This window comes from Streptomyces sp. ISL-12 (assembly GCF_018614415.1).
In the GTDB taxonomy this organism is placed as follows: domain Bacteria; phylum Actinomycetota; class Actinomycetes; order Streptomycetales; family Streptomycetaceae; genus Streptomyces.
The window spans coordinates 1-17,659 of the sequence record NZ_JAGGOO010000079.1; the positions used below are offsets into that span (position 1 = coordinate 1).

General features: G+C 71.2%; 18 protein-coding genes. 7 read left to right on the forward strand and 11 right to left on the reverse strand.

Features of this window, described 5'->3' with window-relative positions:
• Positions 1–20 precede the first annotated feature (20 nt).
• On the reverse strand, positions 21–686 hold the full coding sequence (locus tag J7I94_RS22255) for a response regulator transcription factor (RefSeq protein ID WP_215169235.1): 666 nt from the start codon (positions 684–686) through the stop codon (positions 21–23).
• Complete coding sequence (locus J7I94_RS39025) at positions 683–1,924, reverse strand: histidine kinase (protein ID WP_215169237.1); 1,242 nt, start codon at positions 1,922–1,924, stop codon at positions 683–685. The genes J7I94_RS22255 and J7I94_RS39025 overlap by 4 nt, the downstream gene beginning before the upstream one ends.
• 95 nt (positions 1,925–2,019) lie before the next feature.
• Here J7I94_RS39025 and J7I94_RS22265 point away from each other — a divergent pair, with 95 nt between their 5' ends.
• A complete protein-coding gene (locus J7I94_RS22265; protein WP_215169239.1) occupies positions 2,020–2,583 on the forward strand; it encodes a GNAT family N-acetyltransferase in 564 nt (187 codons plus the stop codon).
• A 1-nt stretch (position 2,584) separates the two neighbouring features.
• On the opposite strand, the gene J7I94_RS22270 is transcribed toward J7I94_RS22265, so the two are convergent.
• From J7I94_RS22270 to J7I94_RS22295, 6 genes are all read right to left on the reverse strand, one after another.
• The gene (locus tag J7I94_RS22270; protein ID WP_215169241.1) at positions 2,585–4,015 is read right to left on the reverse strand and encodes a type IV secretory system conjugative DNA transfer family protein; all 1,431 of its coding nucleotides are present in this window, start codon (positions 4,013–4,015) and stop codon (positions 2,585–2,587) included.
• Between the two features lie 12 nt (positions 4,016–4,027).
• Entirely contained in the window at positions 4,028–5,440 is a 1,413-nt protein-coding gene (locus J7I94_RS22275; protein ID WP_215169243.1) for an ATP-binding protein, read from the reverse strand.
• Between the two features lie 12 nt (positions 5,441–5,452).
• Positions 5,453–7,012, reverse strand: a complete 1,560-nt coding sequence (locus J7I94_RS22280; protein WP_215169245.1) for an SCO6880 family protein — start codon at positions 7,010–7,012, stop codon at positions 5,453–5,455.
• Positions 7,009–8,358 (reverse strand): hypothetical protein, encoded by a 1,350-nt coding sequence (locus J7I94_RS22285; RefSeq protein ID WP_215169247.1) that lies wholly within the window; start codon positions 8,356–8,358, stop codon positions 7,009–7,011. Before J7I94_RS22285 ends, J7I94_RS22280 begins: the two co-directional genes overlap by 4 nt.
• Positions 8,348–9,148, reverse strand: coding sequence for a hypothetical protein (locus tag J7I94_RS22290; RefSeq protein ID WP_215169249.1), 801 nt, complete (start codon positions 9,146–9,148; stop codon positions 8,348–8,350). Before J7I94_RS22290 ends, J7I94_RS22285 begins: the two co-directional genes overlap by 11 nt.
• 224 nt (positions 9,149–9,372) lie before the next feature.
• Complete coding sequence (locus tag J7I94_RS22295) at positions 9,373–9,681, reverse strand: hypothetical protein (protein WP_215169250.1); 309 nt, start codon at positions 9,679–9,681, stop codon at positions 9,373–9,375.
• A 483-nt stretch (positions 9,682–10,164) separates the two neighbouring features.
• Here J7I94_RS22295 and J7I94_RS22300 point away from each other — a divergent pair, with 483 nt between their 5' ends.
• Together J7I94_RS22300 and J7I94_RS22305 are read left to right on the forward strand one after the other, a co-directional pair.
• A complete protein-coding gene (locus tag J7I94_RS22300; protein ID WP_215169263.1) occupies positions 10,165–11,184 on the forward strand; it encodes a bifunctional lytic transglycosylase/C40 family peptidase in 1,020 nt (339 codons plus the stop codon).
• A gap of 223 nt (positions 11,185–11,407) precedes the next feature.
• On the forward strand, positions 11,408–12,124 hold the full coding sequence (locus J7I94_RS22305) for a phosphatase PAP2 family protein (RefSeq protein ID WP_215169252.1): 717 nt from the start codon (positions 11,408–11,410) through the stop codon (positions 12,122–12,124).
• A gap of 3 nt (positions 12,125–12,127) precedes the next feature.
• Here the strand turns inward: J7I94_RS22305 and J7I94_RS22310 are convergent, their stop codons facing one another.
• Both J7I94_RS22310 and J7I94_RS39360 read right to left on the reverse strand, forming a co-directional pair.
• Positions 12,128–13,711, reverse strand: coding sequence for an FAD-binding oxidoreductase (locus J7I94_RS22310; RefSeq protein ID WP_215169254.1), 1,584 nt, complete (start codon positions 13,709–13,711; stop codon positions 12,128–12,130).
• A gap of 99 nt (positions 13,712–13,810) precedes the next feature.
• Positions 13,811–14,008 carry a hypothetical protein gene (locus J7I94_RS39360; protein ID WP_374198411.1) on the reverse strand — a complete coding sequence of 66 codons (198 nt, stop codon included), beginning with the start codon at positions 14,006–14,008 and terminating at the stop codon, positions 13,811–13,813.
• Positions 14,009–14,075: 67 nt separating this feature from the next.
• Between J7I94_RS39360 and J7I94_RS22315 the strand changes: the two genes are divergently transcribed.
• Positions 14,076–14,942, forward strand: a complete 867-nt coding sequence (locus J7I94_RS22315) for a hypothetical protein (RefSeq protein ID WP_215169256.1) — start codon at positions 14,076–14,078, stop codon at positions 14,940–14,942.
• A gap of 71 nt (positions 14,943–15,013) precedes the next feature.
• Positions 15,014–15,199, forward strand: a complete 186-nt coding sequence (locus J7I94_RS22320; protein ID WP_215169258.1) for a hypothetical protein — start codon at positions 15,014–15,016, stop codon at positions 15,197–15,199.
• Positions 15,200–15,202: 3 nt separating this feature from the next.
• On the opposite strand, the gene J7I94_RS22325 is transcribed toward J7I94_RS22320, so the two are convergent.
• Positions 15,203–15,571 carry a metal-sensitive transcriptional regulator gene (locus J7I94_RS22325; RefSeq protein WP_215169260.1) on the reverse strand — a complete coding sequence of 123 codons (369 nt, stop codon included), beginning with the start codon at positions 15,569–15,571 and terminating at the stop codon, positions 15,203–15,205.
• Positions 15,572–15,810: 239 nt separating this feature from the next.
• Between J7I94_RS22325 and J7I94_RS22330 the strand changes: the two genes are divergently transcribed.
• Both J7I94_RS22330 and J7I94_RS22335 read left to right on the forward strand, forming a co-directional pair.
• Positions 15,811–16,431, forward strand: a complete 621-nt coding sequence (locus tag J7I94_RS22330; RefSeq protein WP_189421789.1) for a DUF47 domain-containing protein — start codon at positions 15,811–15,813, stop codon at positions 16,429–16,431.
• A gap of 9 nt (positions 16,432–16,440) precedes the next feature.
• Positions 16,441–17,439, forward strand: coding sequence for an inorganic phosphate transporter (locus J7I94_RS22335; protein ID WP_215169262.1), 999 nt, complete (start codon positions 16,441–16,443; stop codon positions 17,437–17,439).
• Positions 17,440–17,659 lie beyond the last annotated feature (220 nt).

The following is a 17,659-nucleotide window of genomic DNA, read 5'->3' on the forward strand; positions in this document are numbered from 1 at the left end:
GTGCGGGGGTTTTCTGCGTTTCAGGACGGGTTCACCAGGCCGGTGTCGTAGGCGAGGATCACCGCCTGGACGCGGTCTCTTGAGCCGGTCTTGGCGAGGATGCGGCCGACGTGGGTTTTGACCGTGGATTCCGCCAGGTGGAGCCGAGCCGCTATTTCCGTGTTGGTCCAGCCCTGGCCGATGACGGTGAGGATTTCGCGTTCGCGGTCCGTGAGGGGTGCCAGGCGGGGGTCGGAAGTGGTGGTGGCCGCTGTGGGCGCCGGCAGGTGGTGGACGTAGGTGTCGAGGAGGCGGCGGGTCAGGCTGGGGGCCACCACGGCGTCGCCGGAGGCCACCGCCCGGATGCCGGAGAGGAGTTCCTCCGGCTGGGCGTCCTTGACCAGGAAGCCGGAGGCGCCGGCGCGGAGACCGGAGTAGGCGTACTCGTCCAGGTCGAACGTGGTGAGGATGAGGACGCGGGTGCGGTCGCCGGTGGTGGTGATGCGGCGGGTCGCCTCGATGCCGTCCAGGCCGGGCATGCGGACGTCCATGAGGACCACGTCGGGGTGGAGTTCCGTGGTCATGCGGACGGCCTCGGTGCCGTCGGCCGCCTCGCCGAGGACCGCCATGTCGTCCTGGCTCTCCAGCAGCATGCGGAAGCCGAAGCGCTGGAGGGGCTGGTCGTCGGCGATGAGGACGGTGGTCACTGAGGTTTCTCCTCCGGGAGGTACAGACGGACGCGCCAGCCGTGGTCGGGGGCGGGGCGGGGGCCGGCCTCAAGTGTGCCTCCGTACAGGGCGGTTCGCTCGCGCATGCCGGGCAGGCCGCGGCCGTCGGCGGCGGCGTCGGGCGGGGCGCCGCGGCCGGTGTCGGTGACGGTGAGGGTGACGGCGCCGCCGTCCTCGTAGGAAAGGTCTATGTGGGAGGTGGCGTCGGGGCCGGCGTGTTTGAGGGTGTTGGTGAGGGATTCCTGGATGACGCGGTAGAGGGCCAGTTGGCGGCCCGGGGCGAGGGCGGGGCGGCCGTGGACGGTCGTACGGACCGGGAGGCCGGCCTTGCGGACGCCGGTGATCAGGCGGTCGAGGTCGGTGAGGGTGGGCTGGGGGGTCAGTTCGGCGGTTCGGGCGGCCGTGTCGTCCTCGCGGAGGACGTCCAGGAGGTGGCGGAGTTCGCCGAGGGCCTCGCGGCTCGTGGTGCCGATGGCGTCCAGGGCCTGGGCGGCCCGGTCGGGGGACTTGGCGGCGGCGTACCGGCCGCCGTCGGCGAGGCCCGTGATGACGGACAGGTGGTGGCCGATGATGTCGTGCATCTCGCGGGCGATCCGGGCGCGTTCGGCGGCGGCGGCGAGCCGGGCCTGCTGGTCGCGTTCGGTCTCCAGGCGGCGGGCGCGGTCCTCCAGGGCCTCGGTGTAGTCGCGGCGGGTGCGGATCGTGATGCCGATCAGGGTGGCGGTGACGATGGTCGTCAGCTGGGAGCCGAGCTGTTGGGTCCAGGTGCTCTCGCCGCCGTGGCGGGCCACCGTCACGAAGGTCGGGGCGATGATCAGGAGCGTCGCCCACCAGAGATGGCGGAGGGGGCGGCGGAGGGCGAGGTGGTAGACGAGGGCCAGCTGGAGCAGGGCGGCCTGGAGGGCGGCGCCGCTCCAGGCGTTGGCGAGCGCGACGGGGGCCATGGCGAGCAGGACGGCCCGGGGGTGGGTGCGGCGCCAGAGCAGGGGGACGGTGAATCCCAGGCTGAGGGTGAGGAGGAGCCGGCCGGGGGCGTCGGGGTTCAGGGTGATGGTGCGCCAGCCGCCGCCCACGTAGTCGATCAGGGCGGCCGTCACCCAGAAGCCGGTCAGGAGCAGGTCCCACACCAAGGGGTGGCGCCGGTCGAAGGCGCGGACGCGGCGGTTGATCCGCTGGACGTACTCGGTGAGGGGCTCGGCCGGGCGTTCATCCGTCACGGCACCATGGTGGCGGAGTCCGGTGGGCGGGGGCGTCCGGCTGGGGGACGTATATGGGATGAGGAACGTAGTACCGGGGTATTACCGTGACCCGCATGACTGCCTCGCCCCCTGGGGACTACGTGATCCGGCCCGTCCGTGCCGACGAGTGGACGGCCGTGCGGGAGTTGGCGCTGCGGATGCTGCGGGATCCGGTGGCGCACCTGGCGTTCCTGGACACGTACGAGGCGGCCGTGCAGCGCCCGGACTCCTTCTGGCAGGAGCGGGCGGCCGGGAGCGCGGAGGGCTCGGAGCGGGTGCGGCAGGTCATCGCCGAGGGGCCGGGCGGGGCCTGGCTCGGGACGGTGACCGTGCTGATCGAGGAGGCCGGGACCACGGACTGGGCGGGGTTTCCCGTCGAGCGGCGGCAGGGGCATGTCGTCGGGGTGTACGTGCGGCCCGAGTGGCGGGGGAGCGGGCTGACCAAGGCGCTGTTCGCCGCCGCGCTGGAGTGGGCGTGGGGGCGTGGGGTGGAGCGGATGCGGCTCATCGTGAACGAGGACAACGGGCGGGCGCGGGGGCTGTACCGGAAGCTGGGGTTCAAGGAGAGCGGGCGGGTGATTCCGCTGGCCGGTGCTCCCGGGCAGAACGAACTGGAGTACGTGCTCGACGGGGGCTGAGTCAGACCGGCAGTTCGTCGTGGGGCCAGCGGGCGCGGGCCTGTTCGCGGGACCGGAGCAGGGCCAGGGTCGGCAGGCCCCGGTCCGCCCCGGTGGCGAGCAGCTCCGGTAGTTGGGGAAGCGGAGCCACCGCGGCGACGTCGTCGAGGACGAGCGTCAGTGGTGGGTCGAGCCGACCGGAGGATGACCGTTCGGCCATGCGCCGGCCGTGCTCGACCACGCTGGAGACGAGGGCCGTCAGGAGGGGCATGGCCCCGGGGGCCGTCCTGGGGTCCTCGATGGGTTCACCTACCACGTAAAGGGTTCCCCCTTCGTGGATGAAGGAATCCAGGGCGAGCGTGTCGGTTCGGTGTGGAGTGCAGCTCTCGCGGATGTTGAGCGTGGAGAGGGCGGCCAGGGCACGGTTGGTCAACTGGTGGGCCATGTCGCGGCGGTCGGGGTGCGCGGTGAGCGCGGCTTCGAGCTCGCCGGCGGTGCCGGGGGCGGCCTTCGGGTTCGTACGGAGGATGCGGACGGCGTCCTGGACCTGGCTGCCCTGGGACCAGCGGTGGACGTGGCGGACGGTGCGGGCGTCCACGGCGGCGGCGTGGAGGTAGCTGCGGAGGAGGGTTTCCGCGGTGTCCGTGATCGCCTGGTCCAGGCGGGCGGTGGGGCGTACGGGGGCGAGGAGAGCGGTGGCGCGGGCGGTGGCTGTCTTCTTGTCCTCGCAGCCGGTGGTGGGGGACCAGTGCAGGCGGGACGGGGTGTCGCAGCGGTGGGTGGGGTCGTAGAGGTGGACGGGGCCGAGTTTGGCTCGGGCGTCCTTTGTTTCCTGCCAGAGGGCGGGAGACGAGGTGAGGACGAGGACGGGGCCCTCCGCGTCGGTGAGGGTTTCGGTCGCGGTGGTGTGGTGGGTGGCTCTGGGCGCGTAGTGGACCGTGCCTTCGGCGCGGGGGTTCTCCCATCCGCCCACCCGTTTGCCTTCCGCCGCGGAGGTGGGGGGCTCCTCCGGCGCGGCCGGCGTCTGCTGGTGCGGTGTCCTCGGGAGCGGGACCTCGTGGGGCGGGGGCGGTGGCGGTGTCTCGCGGCGCCGCTGCCGTACCGCCTTCCACCTCGCCAGCGTGCCCAGGACGAAGACCGTCAGCACCACCAGGATCATCAGCTGGCCGATGAACAGGCCCCAGAAGAGGCCGTGGCCGGAGAGGTCGGTGGCGGGGACGTCGGACCAGGCGCCGGGGAGGTCGTCGGGGTGGGTGATCAGGTGGCGCATGGCCAGGGGGGTGCGGGTGAACGACAGGCCGTGCGGCCAGGCGCCGTGGGCGAACAGGGCGGACAGGCCCGTCGCCGTCCACACCAGGACGGTCATGCCGAGGAGGAAGCCGAGGATGCCGAGCAGCAGGCCGTCGGGGATGCCGCCGCTGTGGCCGCCGGGCCGTCGGTCGTCGGGTCTCATCGGTCCCTCCCGCTAGGCGACCGTCGATTCGGACGAGTCGCCGAGGTGCTGTTCCACGAAGGCCGCCGCCCGCTCCTCGGCCTCCAGTTCGGCGGCGCGCAGGGCGTCGTCGGCGAAGTCGGCGGAGGACTCGGTCATCGCGCGGTCGGTGAAGACCAGGGGGCGTTCGGTCTCGGTGACCAGGTGTTTGACGACCTGGACGTTGCCGTTGACGTCCCAGACGGCGATGCCGGGGGTGAGGGTCGGGATGATCTCCACGGCCCAGCGGGGGAGGCCCAGGACGCGGCCGGTGGCGCGGGCCTCGTCGGCCTTCTGGGCGTAGATGGTCCTCGTCGACGCCATCTTCAGGATCGCCGCCGCCTCCTTCGCCGCCGCGCCGTCGACCACGTCGGAGAGGTGGTGGACGACCGCCACGAAGGACAGGCCGAGCCGCCGGCCGAACTTCAGCAGGCGCTGGAAGAGCTGCGCGACGAACGGGCTGTTGATGATGTGCCAGGCCTCTTCGACCAGGAAGATGCGCTTCTTGCGGTCGGGGCGGATCCAGGTGTGCTCCAGCCACACGCCGACGATCGCCATCAGGATCGGCATGGCGATGGAGTTGCGGTCGATGTGGGAGAGGTCGAAGACGATCAGCGGGGCGTCGAGGTCGATGCCGACGGTCGTCGGGCCGTCGAACATGCCGCGCAGGTCGCCGTCGACCAGGCGGTCCAGGACCAGGGCGACGTCCAGGCCCCAGGCGCGTACGTCGTCTATGGCGACGTTCATCGCCTCGGCGGACTCGGGCTCGGGGTGGCGCAGTTGCTCGACGATGTCGGAGAGGACCGGCTGGCGTTCGACGATCGTCTCGTTGACGTAGGCGTGGGCGACCTTGAGGGCGAAGCCGGAGCGTTCGTCCAGGCCGTGGCCCATCGCGACCTCGATGATCGTGCGGAGCAGCGCCAGCTGGCCCGTGGTGGTGATCGCGGGGTCGAGGGGGTTGAGCCGGATGCCCTGGTCGAGCGCGGCCATCGGGTCCAGGCGGATGGGAGTTATGCCCAGCTCCTGGGCGATGAGGTTCCATTCGCCGGCGCCGTCCTCGCCCTGGGCGTCCAGGACGACGACCTGGCGGTCCTTGAAGCGGAGCTGACGCAGGACGTAGGTCTTCTCCAGCGCCGACTTGCCGTTGCCGGACTCGCCGAGGACCAGCCAGTGCGGGGCCGGGAGCTGCTGGCCGTAGAGCTGGAAGGGGTCGTAGATGTACCCCTTGCCGGAGTAGACCTCGCGGCCGATGATCACGCCGGAGTCGCCGAGGCCGGGGGCCGCGGTGGGGAGGTAGACGGCCTGGGCCTGGCCCGTGGAGGTGCGGACGGGGAGGCGGGTCGTCTCGACCTTCCCGAAGAGGAAGGACGTGAAGGCTTCGGTGAGGACGGTCAGCGGATCCCGCATCAGGCTCAGCCCCTACCTTCGGATGCCGGTGGCGAACGGAAGCGTGTTCACGAAGGCGCGATGGTGCTCTCGGTCGCACCACTCCAGTTTCAGGTACGACTTGCCGGCCGACGCCCTGATCGTCCGCTTGTCGCGGGCGAGGGCCTCGGGGTTGCGTGAGGAGACGGTGATGTAGCCGACCAGGTTGACGCCGGCGGCGCCGCTGGCGAGGTCCTCGCCGCGCTGGTCGAGGCGGTCGTGGGCGGCCATGTCGCGCGGGTCGACCGTGCGGTTCATCTTGGCGGCGCGGGACTGCTCGGCCACGTCGTTGGTCTTCTCGGTCAGCATGCGCTCGATGGCGACCTCGGTGGGTTCGAGGTCCATGGTGACGGCGACCGTGCGGATGACGTCCGGGGTGTGGACCAGGAGGGGCGCGAGGAAGTTGACGCCGACGGGGGTCATCGGCCACTCCTTCACCCAGGCGGTGGCGTGGCACCAGGGGGCGCGGGTGGCCGACTCGCGGGTCTTGGCCTGGAGGAACGTGGGCTCCATGGCGTCCAGCTCGGCCGGCCAGGCGTTGCGCTGGGTCATCGCCTGGATGTGGTCGATGGGGTGGTCCGGGTCGTACATGGAGTGGATGAGGGAGGCGAGCCGGCCCTGCCCGAGGGGCTGGCGGACGCGGATGTCGGCCTCCTGGAGGCGCGAGCAGATGTCGGTCAGCTCGCGGGCCATGACGACGGCGAGACCGGCGTCGCGGTCCAGCTTGCGGCCGCCCTGGGGGCGGACGGCGCGGGCCATGGCGTGCGCCTCGGCGGCCAGCTCGCGGGTGTAGTGCATGCAGGCGACGAGGTAGGCGCGGTGCTGCTCGCTGCTGGTGGACACCATCGACTGCAGCTGGTCGTAGGACTGCTGGAGCCAGGGCAGGGCCTTGTCGTCGCCGCGCTGGGCGACGTCCTTGGCGTGCGCGTCGGGGTCGGCGGGCAGGGTGCGGGCGAGCATCTGGAGGCGGGTGACGAAGCCGTCGCCGTTGGCCACGTGCTTGAGCAGCGTGCCGAAGCGGTCGACCAGGGCCTCCTGGTCCTCGGAGTCGCGCAGGCCGACGCCGGGGCCCTCGATCTCGATGGCGGCGGTGACCGTCTTGCGGTCGGCGTGCAGCAGTACGGCGATCTCGTCAGGGCCGAAGGGGGCGGCGAGCCAGGTGATGCGGCCGATGCCGGGGGGCGGGCCGATCTCGACCTCGCGGCCGTCGAGGCGGGTGCCGGCCTCGACGGCGCCGGAACGGTACGTCGTGCCCTTGCGCAGGGTCCGCTTGTAGCTGCGGTTGATCTCGAACCACTTGTAGAACGTGCGGTGCTTGTACGGCACGTAGACCGCGGCCAGCGCGAGCATCGGGAAGCCGGCGAGCAGCACGATGCGCAGGGAGAGGACGGGGACGAGCAGCCCGCACATCATGCCGAGGAAGGCGCCGACGACGATCAGCGCGATCTCGCCGGTCTCGCGGTTGCGGCCGACGATCGCGTTCGGCCGGGCGCGGCCGATCAGATACGTACGGCGGGGCGTGACCGGATGGGACACGTGGGACTCGGTCGTCAACGCCCGTCACCTCCTGTGCTCTTGCTGTTGCGGGTGTTGCTGGAGTGAGGGCTGTTCAGCGGGCTGCCGGAGCGCGGCGCGGGTGCGGCGGAGGGGACAGTTCCGCCGCCGCCGTTCGAGGCGCGGGTGCTGTGCGCGGCGACGCCGCCGGAGGCGGGGTTGGCGGGTCGGGGGCCGGAGGCGGACTGGCCGCCGCCTCCGCCGTCGCCGTTGTTGCGGGTGCTGTGGGTTCTGATGCCCTGGGCGACGAGGTTGGCCGGGGAGCTGATGACGGCGGCGGCCTTGTTCTCGGCGCCGCGCATCAGGCGGTTGTTGCGGGAGCCGGCGATCTCGTCGCCGAAGCCGGGGACGAAGCGGTAGATCATCGCGGAGGCGAAGATGGCCAGCAGGATGATGGCGAGGCCGGAGACGACGGCGGAGAAGGCGTCCGGCCCGTCGTCGGCGGAGAGCGCGCCGGCCAGGCCGAGGACGATGACGATGACCGGCTTGACCAGGATCACGGCGATCATGATCCCGGCCCAGCGGCGGACGTGGCCCCACAGGTTCTTGTCGACGAGGCCGGCGTAGACGACGGTGCCGAGCAGGGCGCCCACGTAGAGCAGGGCGGCCCGGATGACCAGTTCCAGCCAGAGGACGCCGGCGGCGAGGATCGACACCAGGGAGACCACGATCAGCATGATCGGGCCGCCGCCGATGTCCTCGCCCTTCTCCAGGGCTCCGGAGAAGGTGCCGAAGAACGTGTCCGTCTGGTCGCCGGTGGCCTGGGCGAGCACCTCCGTGACGCCGTCGGTGGCCGAGACGACCGTGTAGAGGATCAGCGGCGTGAAGGCCGAGGCGAGGACGGTCAGCCACAGGAAGCCGACCGCCTCGGACAGGGCGGTGGTCAGCGGGACGCCGCGCACGGCGCGCTTGGCGACCGCCAGCAGCCACAGGACCAGGGTGAGGATGGTCGAGGCGGCGAAGACGACGGCGTACTGCTGGAGGAACTTGGGGTTGGTGAAGTCGACGTTGGCGGTGTCCTTCACGGCCTCGCTGAGTTTGTCGACGGTCCAGGCGGCGGCTTCGGCGCAGCCCTTGGCGAGGGAGGAGAGGGGGTCGGCGGTGGTGCTGACGTCGAGGGAGGGGGAGCCGTCGGAGGTTCCGTTGCCCTGCTCGCAGTAGTCCTTGGCGTCGCCGACGATGTTGCTGCAGTCGAACGACGACGACGGCGACGGGGATGCCGAGGGACTGCCGGACGGATCGGGCGTGGGCGCGGCGGCGGCGCGGGTCGCCAGCAGGACGACCGCGGTCTGTACGGCCGTCAGCGCTCCGGCCAGCGTGAGCGCACGACGCGGGTTACCGGGCATACGTGAACCCTCCGTACTCCTCGATGGCCTTGCTGATCTCTTCGGACGTGGCGGCCCTGTCGTCACCGGGGACCGGGGCGGGGCCGTCCTTCTGCGTGTCCTTGACGATCTTCCAGTCGCCGTCCGTCCAGCGCAGGTCGAAGGTCCAGGTCTTCCACGACGAGGTGATGGGGTTGGTGGTCTTCTCCGCCGAGGTCCCGAGCAGCCCCATGTACCAGACGGCGACCCGGGCGTCGCCGTCGCCGTACTTCTCGACGGAGGTGCCCAGCGGCGTGACGCGGGAGACGAACGTGCTCCCCTTCGGCGCCTCGCCGTCGGCGTTCAGCCCCAGCCTGGCGAGGAAGCCGGCCGAGTACGCCGCGTCCATCGGCGCCTTCAGCGCGGCCGCCGCGTCCCGTGTGTACAGGGCGTCGACGATCTCGTGCCGGGTGTCCTTGGTGAACATGCCGGTCGAGCCGAGGGTGACCGCGTAGTTGGCGGCGGCGCTCTGCGCGCCCTGTTCGTCGTGGGCGAAACCCGACCGGACCGGCTGCTTCCCGGTGGGAGCGGTGGCCGCGGCCGAGGGCTTGTCGGCGGATTCCGCGGAGGTCGCGGAATCGTCTCCTCCACGGTTCGCGAAGGCGATCGCGGCGATCAGGACGACCACCACGCCGACCACCGTGACCAGGCTCCGGGAGGAGGACCGGCCGCCTCTGCGCGGGGAGCCGTACGGGTCGGCGTCGCCTTCGGGCAGGCGGGTGCGGGTGCCGCCGTAACCGCCGGAGGACTGGTGCTCGTCTCCGAGACTCATGCCGCGTACGCCCCCTCGACGTCGTGCGGAACCGGGTGCCCGTACCCCGTGCCGTAGTAGTACGACGGTAGCCGCACTGGTTCCCGCGCGGGCGCGGTGTGGTGACTCGACATCAGGGTGACGCAACCTCAGCCGGGGGGCACGACGGGCGGGTGGTGGATGGGGAGGAAGGGAACAGGAGGCCGGCGTGCCCGCGGACCGGCGGGCTGTCGGACGGCGGCCGGCTACACGGCCATGCCGTAGACGATGGTGAAGAGCGTGCCGAGCGATCCGATGATGAAGACGCCCGTCAGGCCGGCGATGATGAGGCCCTTGCCCTGCTCGGCGCTGAAGGTGTCACGGAGTGCGGTGGCGCCGATGCGCTGCTTGGCGGCGCCCCAGATGGCGATGCCGAGACAGAGCAGGATGGCGACCGCCATGACGACCTGGACCATCGTCTTCGCCTCGGTCCCCAGCGCCCCGAAGGGGCCCCAGTCGGGAGCGATCCCGCCGATGATGGTGTTGATGTCTCCCTTGTCGGCCGCAAAGAACATGTAAGTCACCGCCCCTGGTGGGTAGTTCCGCATCCTCTGCGGTCGTGCAGAGGTCAAGCCTCATTGTCGCCGACAATGCCGCCGTCGTATGTCGACTTGGCGTCATTGATTGGCGGGTTTTGTACGAACAGCTTGCCACCGGTTCACGCCGGGCGCTCAGGGAGGCGTGGAGTCCGGGGGCGAGCAGTCACATGGTCACTCTGTGTATCACGGCAGGTCACGCGGGGCAATCATGCTGAAGCGGAACCTGTCGTGTGGTTTCGTCGTTGGGCACTTCTACGGTTCGTCAGGTCCGAGGGGTGGCCGGGCCGTCGGGCGAGTGGGTGAGCGGGTTCACTCGTTCCGTGGGCGAAGGCTACCTCTGTTGTGTGAGCGGCTTCGGCGCGGAGGAGGGGTCGTCGCGGGACTGTCAAGACGTCAGGTCGGCCGGTTCGCGGCCGAATAACGCCACTCTTGCCGGAAAGAGTGCTGAACAGCGCCTGTATGGGGCAAGGTTGGGCCGTGCGAAAAGTGTGGGTGATCGGTGGCGCGGCGGTCGGGCTCGGTATGGGCTTCGTCATGCTGCTCGTCGTCGGCGTGTACATGGCCGCCGGGAGCCTGGCGGGCGGCGTGAGCGGCGGGGCCAAGAATCTGGCCAAGGGGGCGGTGCCCGCCGCGTACGAGGCGTTGGTGGCCAAGGCGGGCCGGTCCTGCGCGGCGATCAACCCGGCCCTGCTGGCCGCGCAGCTCTATCAGGAGAGCGGCTTCGATCCCAAGGCGCAGAGCGCGGCGGCGGCGCAGGGGATAGCGCAGTTCATCCCCGGCACGTGGGCGACGCACGGCGTCGACGGGGACGGCGACGGGGACCGGGACGTGTGGGACCCGGCCGACGCGATCCCGTCGGCCGCCGCCTACGACTGCTCCCTCGCGTCGTACGTGAAGAGCGTTCCCGGGAATTTGACCGAAAACATGCTGGCCGCCTACAACGCCGGCCCTGACGCGGTGATCCGGTACCAGGGCGTGCCGCCGTACGCGGAGACGCAGAACTACGTCAAGACGATCACGACGCTCGCGGAGAGCTTCGCCGCGCCCGAGACCCGGGTCGACCCCTCCGAGCAGGCCGCCGGAGCCATCACCTATGCCCAGGACAAGCTCGGCACGCCCTACCTCTGGGGCGGCAACGGCACCGCTGACCAGGGCGGACGCTTCGACTGCTCGGGTCTGACCAAGGCCGCGTACGAGTCGGTCGGGATCACGCTGCCGCGCGTCGCCAACGACCAGTACAACGCCGGACCGCACCCCTCCCGGGACGAGCTGCTCCCCGGCGATCTGGTGTTCTTCTCGGACGACCTGACCAATTCCCGGGCCATCCGGCATGTCGGGATCTATGTCGGTGGCGGACAGATGATCAACGCGCCGTATACGGGTGCCGTGATCCGGTTCGACCCGATCGACACCCCGGACTACTTCGGGGCCACCCGGGTGACCGAGGATGGCGCGAAAGCGCTCCCCGGAAACGCCTGAACGGACCGTGAACCCTTCCCCTGAGCTGCGGCGATGCATCTCTCTTCGATAACGTCTCCGTGATCATTTCGTGGATTGTGGAACGGAACGCCGAGGGCCGTGCGTTCCTGTTGGCGTAGATGTGCGAGCCGGCGGACGCCCAGCGGATCTACCACCACGGGGGTGGCAGGAGAGGCGCGCGCAAAAGACGTGCCGGAGAACATGACGAAGGGGCCGCAGCACTATGGCTGGACTCGCCGATTCCGGGTCGAACCCCGACGTCGACCTGCTCTACGACATCAACGGCCTGGCCAAGGACGCGCCGCACTGGTTCGACCGGGTCATGGAGTTCACCGGTGAGTACGGGCTGCTCTTCGCCATCCTCGGGCTCGTGCTGTGGTGCTGGTGGGGCGTACGGCGGCGGGGCGGCGAGGACGCGGCCCCCGCGGTGGCCGCGCTGGTCTGGGCGCCGCTCGCGGCCGGCATAGCCGTGCTGGTCAACGTGCCGATCCGGGGCTTCGTGGAGCGGCCCCGGCCGTTCAAGGACCACCAGGGCCTGGAAGTCCTCGTCGACGGCAAGAACGACTTCTCCTTCGTCAGCGACCACGCCACCCTCGTCATGGCGATGGCCGTCGCCCTGTTCGTCGCCCGCCGCAAGTTCGGCGTCGTCGCGATCGTGCTGGCGCTGCTCGGCGGGTTCTGCCGGGTCTACATGGGCGTGCACTACCCGACCGACGTCATCGGCGGCTTCGCGCTCGGCACCGCGGTGGCCCTGCTGCTCTCGCCGGTGGCCATGGCCCTGCTGACCCCGCTGGCCCGGGCCATCGGGCGCTCCCCGCGCGTGGGGTGGCTGATCAGCGCACGGGGGCGATCCGCGTCCGGGACACGGGACGCCGTGATCCCCGGCGCGCGCACGGAGCGGGAGTCCGCGGAGACGGGCGAGCGGGACCTGGCGGCCTGACGGTCACAGGGCCTGCGGCCAGGTGAACAGGCGGTCCGGGTCGTACCGCCGCTTCACCTTCGCCAGCCGGGGCGCGGCGTCCCCGTAGTACGCCGTCCGCCAGTCCGTCAGATCCGGGTCGGGGTAGTTCTGGTAGGCGGCTCCCGAGGCGTGCGGCCGCAGGGCGGTGTGGGCGGCGGCCAGCCAGGACCGGCCGGCGGCGCCGCTCTCGCCGGCCGGCCAGGAGACCAGGTACTGGGCGAGCGTCCGGGAACGGCGGTGCACGAAGGCGGTGGCCGTCGGGGAGACCCGGTTGACCGCCCCGCCGAGCGCGGTGAACGCGACGGTGCCGGTGCCGCCGCGCACCGAGCGCACCTGGGAGAGCAGGGTGTCGATCCCGGCCGCCGACAGCGAGCGCTCGAAGAAGTCCGAGCGGGCCGCGTACGTCTCCCGCCCCAGGGCCCCCTCCGGGGATCGGCCCGGGACCGTGCCGGGCAGGTGGCACCGGGCGTCGGAGGCGAAGGACGCGCAGCCGGCGTACGCCTCCATCGTCTCCTCGTACGTGTGCCGGTTCAGGGAGACACCGCTCGCCGGGGTGCCGATCCGGTCGGCGAGGCGGTCGACGGCGTTCTGGAGTTCGCCGTAGGTGCCCAGCGAGAAGGCGGAGACGGCGACGGTGGGGGTGGCGCCGTCCGCGCTCTCCAGGTGCAGGGACGACCAGATCTCGTCGGGCTGGTCCGGCCCCCACTCCTGCCAGGCGCCGACCACCTCCGCGGCCCTCGCCCAGGGCCAGGTCAGATACGCGGTGACGCCCTGGGGCGCGGCGTGCGTACGGAAGCGCAGCTCCGTCACGACGCCGAAGTTGCCGTTGCCCGCGCCGCGCAGCGCCCAGAACAGGTCGGGGTGCTCGTCGGCGTCGGCGGTGAGCTGCTCGCCGGCGGCCGTGATCAGGGTGGCGCCGGTCAGGCTGTCGCAGGTCAGGCCGTAGGCGCGGGAGACGACGCCGTGGCCGCCGCCGAGGGCGAGGCCGCCGATGCCGACGGTGGGACAGGAACCGGCGGGGACGGTGACGCCCTGGGCGGACAGCGCGCGGTACACGTCGATCAGCCGGGCGCCGGCGCCGACGACGGCCTCGCCGCCCGAGGCGCGGACGCCGTTCAGCTCCGCGACGTCGATGATCAGACGGTCGTCGCCGGAGGACCAGCCCGCGTAGGAGTGGCCGCCGCCCCGGATCGCCGGGCGGACCCCGTGGGCGCGGGCGTACGCCAGGGCGGTGCGGATGTCGTCGGCGTGGGCGGCGTAGGCGACGGCGGCGGGCCGCAGGCTGTCGAAGCGGGTGTTGTACAGCTGCCGCGCGGGTTCCCAGTCGGCGTCACCGGGCCGGACGAGGGTGCCGTCGAGGGAGCGGGCGAGGGCGGTCCAGTCGGCGGGGGCGGAGCCGCGCGTCGGGGAGGCCGTGGCGGAGGGACCGCTGTTCTTGCCGCTGCCCGATCCACTGCCGGTCCCGTTCCCGTTGCCGTTGCCGTTGCCGTCGGTGTCGCACGCGGCCGTCGTCGTCACCGTGAGGCCGGCGGCCGCGGCGCCGCCGAGGAAAGTACGCCGGTCCATGGGTCCTCGGTCTCCTCGGTCTCCTCGATCCCCTGGGGGCTCGTGGAGCGAGACGGGGAGGAGGAGACGGAGGTTCCCCCGGGGACGTGATCCGGCCGTTCAGGAACCGATGTGATCGCTGGCGTCCGTCCGCGCCAGGCTTCTCGCCCGGCGGGCCGGTCCGCGCCAGCCGCAGGAGCAGCGGGCCGAACAGAAGGGTCCCTGTTCGACCGTGGTCGTCCGGTGTTCCGTGGAATCGGGAAGGTCCGGGAGGTCCCGGGGGGCGTCAAGGCCGTCCTGCTGTGCCACGGCGACCACGTTACCGGGGTCACCCGCACGTCGTTAACCCGCGTGACGGGCGGCCCGGGACGGGGGTAGGCAGGCGATGGCCAGGAGGCAGGGACGGCAGCAGCGGCGACTGGGCACGGCAGGTGCCGTGGCGGGCGTCGTGGCCTGCGTCGGGCTGGGCGCCGGCGGCTGCTCCGACACCGCCGCCGTCGCGCCCGAGGCCCGCTTCGGCGACCCGGTCCGCACCCTGCGCGGCGCGGCCGACCGGCTGACCGAGTCCGGCAGCGCCAAGGCGCGCACGTCGATGCAGATGGCCAGCGGCGGCACCCGGGTCACCATCCGGGGCGAGGGCGTCTACGACTTCGCCGGGCGGCGCGGGCGGCTGAGGGTACGGCTGCCGCAGGACGCGGCGGGCACCAGCGACCGCCGGCCCATCACCGAACTGCTGGTCCCCGGCGCGCTCTTCATGAAGAACCGGGGCGCCGGCGTCCCCGCCGGCAAATGGGTCCGGGTGGAGACCGCGAGCCTGTCCGACGGCAATCTGGTGACCGGCGGCGCCACCGATCCGCTCGCCGCCGCGGAGGTGCTGCGCGGCACCCACGAGGCGGAGTACCTCGGGCGGACGGCGGTCGCCGGAACCCCGGTGCACCACTACCGGGGGACCGCCGACCTGGCGCGGGCCGCCGAGCGCACCGGGGGCAGCGCCCGCACCTCGCTGCGCGCGGCGGCGAAAGGGTTCGCCACCGTCCAGGTGCCGTTCGACGCCTACCTCGACGACCGGGGCCGCGTCCGCAAGGTCCGGCACCGGTTCGGTTTCGTCAACGGGCAGCGGGAAGGCACCGTCGCGGTGGCCTCGACGACGCTGCTGTACGACTTCGGCGTCCCCGTCACCGTACGGCTGCCGGACGAGGACGACATCTACGCCGGCAAGATCGCCGAGGAGCCCGCTGTCAAGGAGGACTAGCCCGTCCGTGCCATGCGCGGTGCGTAGAGCGCTCCCTACTCTAGGAATCCGGTACTGGCAGGGACGAGGTGATGCGCGTGGCTCCGGTCGGCGGTACGGCGGTTCAGGACCACGTGGCCCTCGCCGAGATCGAACTGTGCGGAGACCTGATCATCGCGGCGTCGGCGGCCAGGGAACGGCTCAGCCTGGAGAGCATCGACGAGGTGCTGCGGGTGGCCGAGGAGCGAGAACGCGCCAGGCGGGCCGCCGGGCGCTGACCCTCAGGTCCGCAGCAGCCGCCCGATCGCCTTCGTGGCCTCCTCCACCTTGGCGTCGATCTCGGCGCCGCCCTTGAGGGCCGCGTCCGCGACGCAGTGGCGCAGGTGCTCCTCCAGGAGCTGGAGGGCGAAGGACTGGAGGGCCTTGGTGGAGGCGGAGACCTGGGTGAGTATGTCGATGCAGTAGACGTCCTCGTCGACCATGCGCTGCAGGCCGCGGATCTGCCCCTCGATGCGGCGCAGCCGCTTCAGGTGCTCGTCCTTCTGATGGTGGTAGCCGTGCACCCCGCGGTCGTGGTCGGTCACGATGTCCGTTTCCGCCTCTTCCGCCTCGGCGGAGGGCGCTCCGGCACCGGCCTGTGTGGTCGTCATCGCGTCCTCCTGTGAGACAGATCGCCGTCATATACCCCTGGTGGGTATATGGTAACGAATTTCCCTGGGTATGGGGCCCTTGGCCCATGCGGTGCGCGACGTCCGGAAACAGGCCCCGGGTCGCCCCCCTGCTCATCACTGTGCCTGATGGGCGACACTGGGGGACGGCCCGTTAGCCGTGGCCGGATGATGCGCCTAGCATCAGCCTGACCGAAACCGATGCATACCGAGGACCCCACGTGCGCTTTCGTCTGACCCCCAGGGAGACGAGCTTCTATGACATGTTTGCCGCGTCCGCGGACAACATCGTCACGGGCTCGAAACTCCTGATGGAACTGCTCGGGGCGGACGCATCCGCCCGGGCCGAGATCGCAGAGCGTATGCGGGCCGCGGAACACGCCGGTGACGATGCGACGCACGCGATCTTCCACCAGCTGAACTCCTCGTTCATCACGCCGTTCGACCGTGAGGACATCTACACCCTCGCGTCGTCCCTCGACGACATCATGGACTTCATGGAGGAGGCCGTCGACCTCGTCGTCCTCTACAACGTGGAGGAACTGCCCAAGGGCGTCGAGCAGCAGATCGAGGTGCTGGCCCGGGCCGCCGAGCTGACCGCCGAGGCCATGCCGAACCTGCGCACGATGGACAACCTCACCGAGTACTGGATCGAGGTCAACCGGCTGGAGAACCAGGCCGACCAGATCCACCGCAAGCTGCTGGCCCACCTCTTCAACGGCAAGTACGACGCGATCGAGGTGCTGAAGCTGAAGCAGATCGTGGACGTCCTGGAAGAGGCGGCCGACGCATTCGAGCACGTGGCGAACACGGTGGAGACCATCGCGGTCAAGGAGTCCTGAGCGCACGCCATGGACACCTTCGCTCTGATCGTGACCGTCGCGGTCGCGCTCTTCTTCACCTACACCAACGGCTTCCACGACTCGGCCAACGCGATCGCCACGTCGGTGTCGACGCGGGCGCTGACGCCCCGCGCCGCGCTCGCGATGGCGGCCGTGATGAACCTCGCCGGCGCGTTCCTCGGTTCCGGGGTCGCCAAGACCGTCAGCGAGGGCCTGATCGAGACGCCCGAGGGCTCGACGGGGATGGGCATCCTCTTCGCCGCGCTGATCGGCGCGATCGTCTGGAACCTCGTCACCTGGTACTTCGGCCTGCCCTCGTCCTCCTCGCACGCGCTGTTCGGCGGCATGGTGGGCGCGGCGCTGGCCGGCGGCACCACTGTGTACTGGGGCGGGGTCGTCGACAAGATCATCCTGCCCATGTTCATCTCGCCGGTGGTCGGCCTGGTCATCGGCTATCTGGTCATGACCGCGATCATGTGGCTGTTCCGGCGGTCCAACCCGCACAAGGCGAAGCGCGGTTTCCGTATCGCGCAGACGGTGTCGGCGGCGGGCATGGCCCTCGGCCACGGCCTCCAGGACGCGCAGAAGACGATGGGCATCGTGGTGATGGCGCTGGTCATCGCCGACGTCGAGGACTACGGCGACCCGATCCCGATCTGGGTGAAGATCGTCTGCGCGCTGATGCTGTCGCTGGGGACGTACGCCGGTGGCTGGCGGATCATGCGGACGCTGGGCCGGAAGATCATCGAGCTCGACCCGCCGCAGGGGTTCGCGGCGGAGACGACCGGTGCGTCGATCATGTTCACGACGGCGTTCCTCTTCCACGCGCCGATCTCGACGACGCATGTGATCACGTCGGCGATCATGGGGGTCGGGGCGACGAAGCGGGTGAACGCCGTGCGGTGGGGTGTCGCGAAGAACATCATCCTGGGGTGGTTCATCACGATGCCGGCGGCTGCGGTGGTCGCCGCGCTGTCGTTCTGGGTCGTCCAGCTGGCGTTTCTCTGAGGTGACGTGACGCGGGGGTGGGTGGCGCGACCCGGCGCTGACGGGGCGCCGCCGCGCCCACCCTCCCCCACTCTCGGCTTCGCTCGAGCGGGGGGACCCCCATCGCCCCTGGCGGCACGATTGCCCGCGGTTGCGTGGCCTGTGCCGCCCGCGCGAGTGAGCGGGTTCCCCGGTGCCGCGTAGGCGGAATGGGCACGTGCCCGCAGTCGCGTACGGCGGG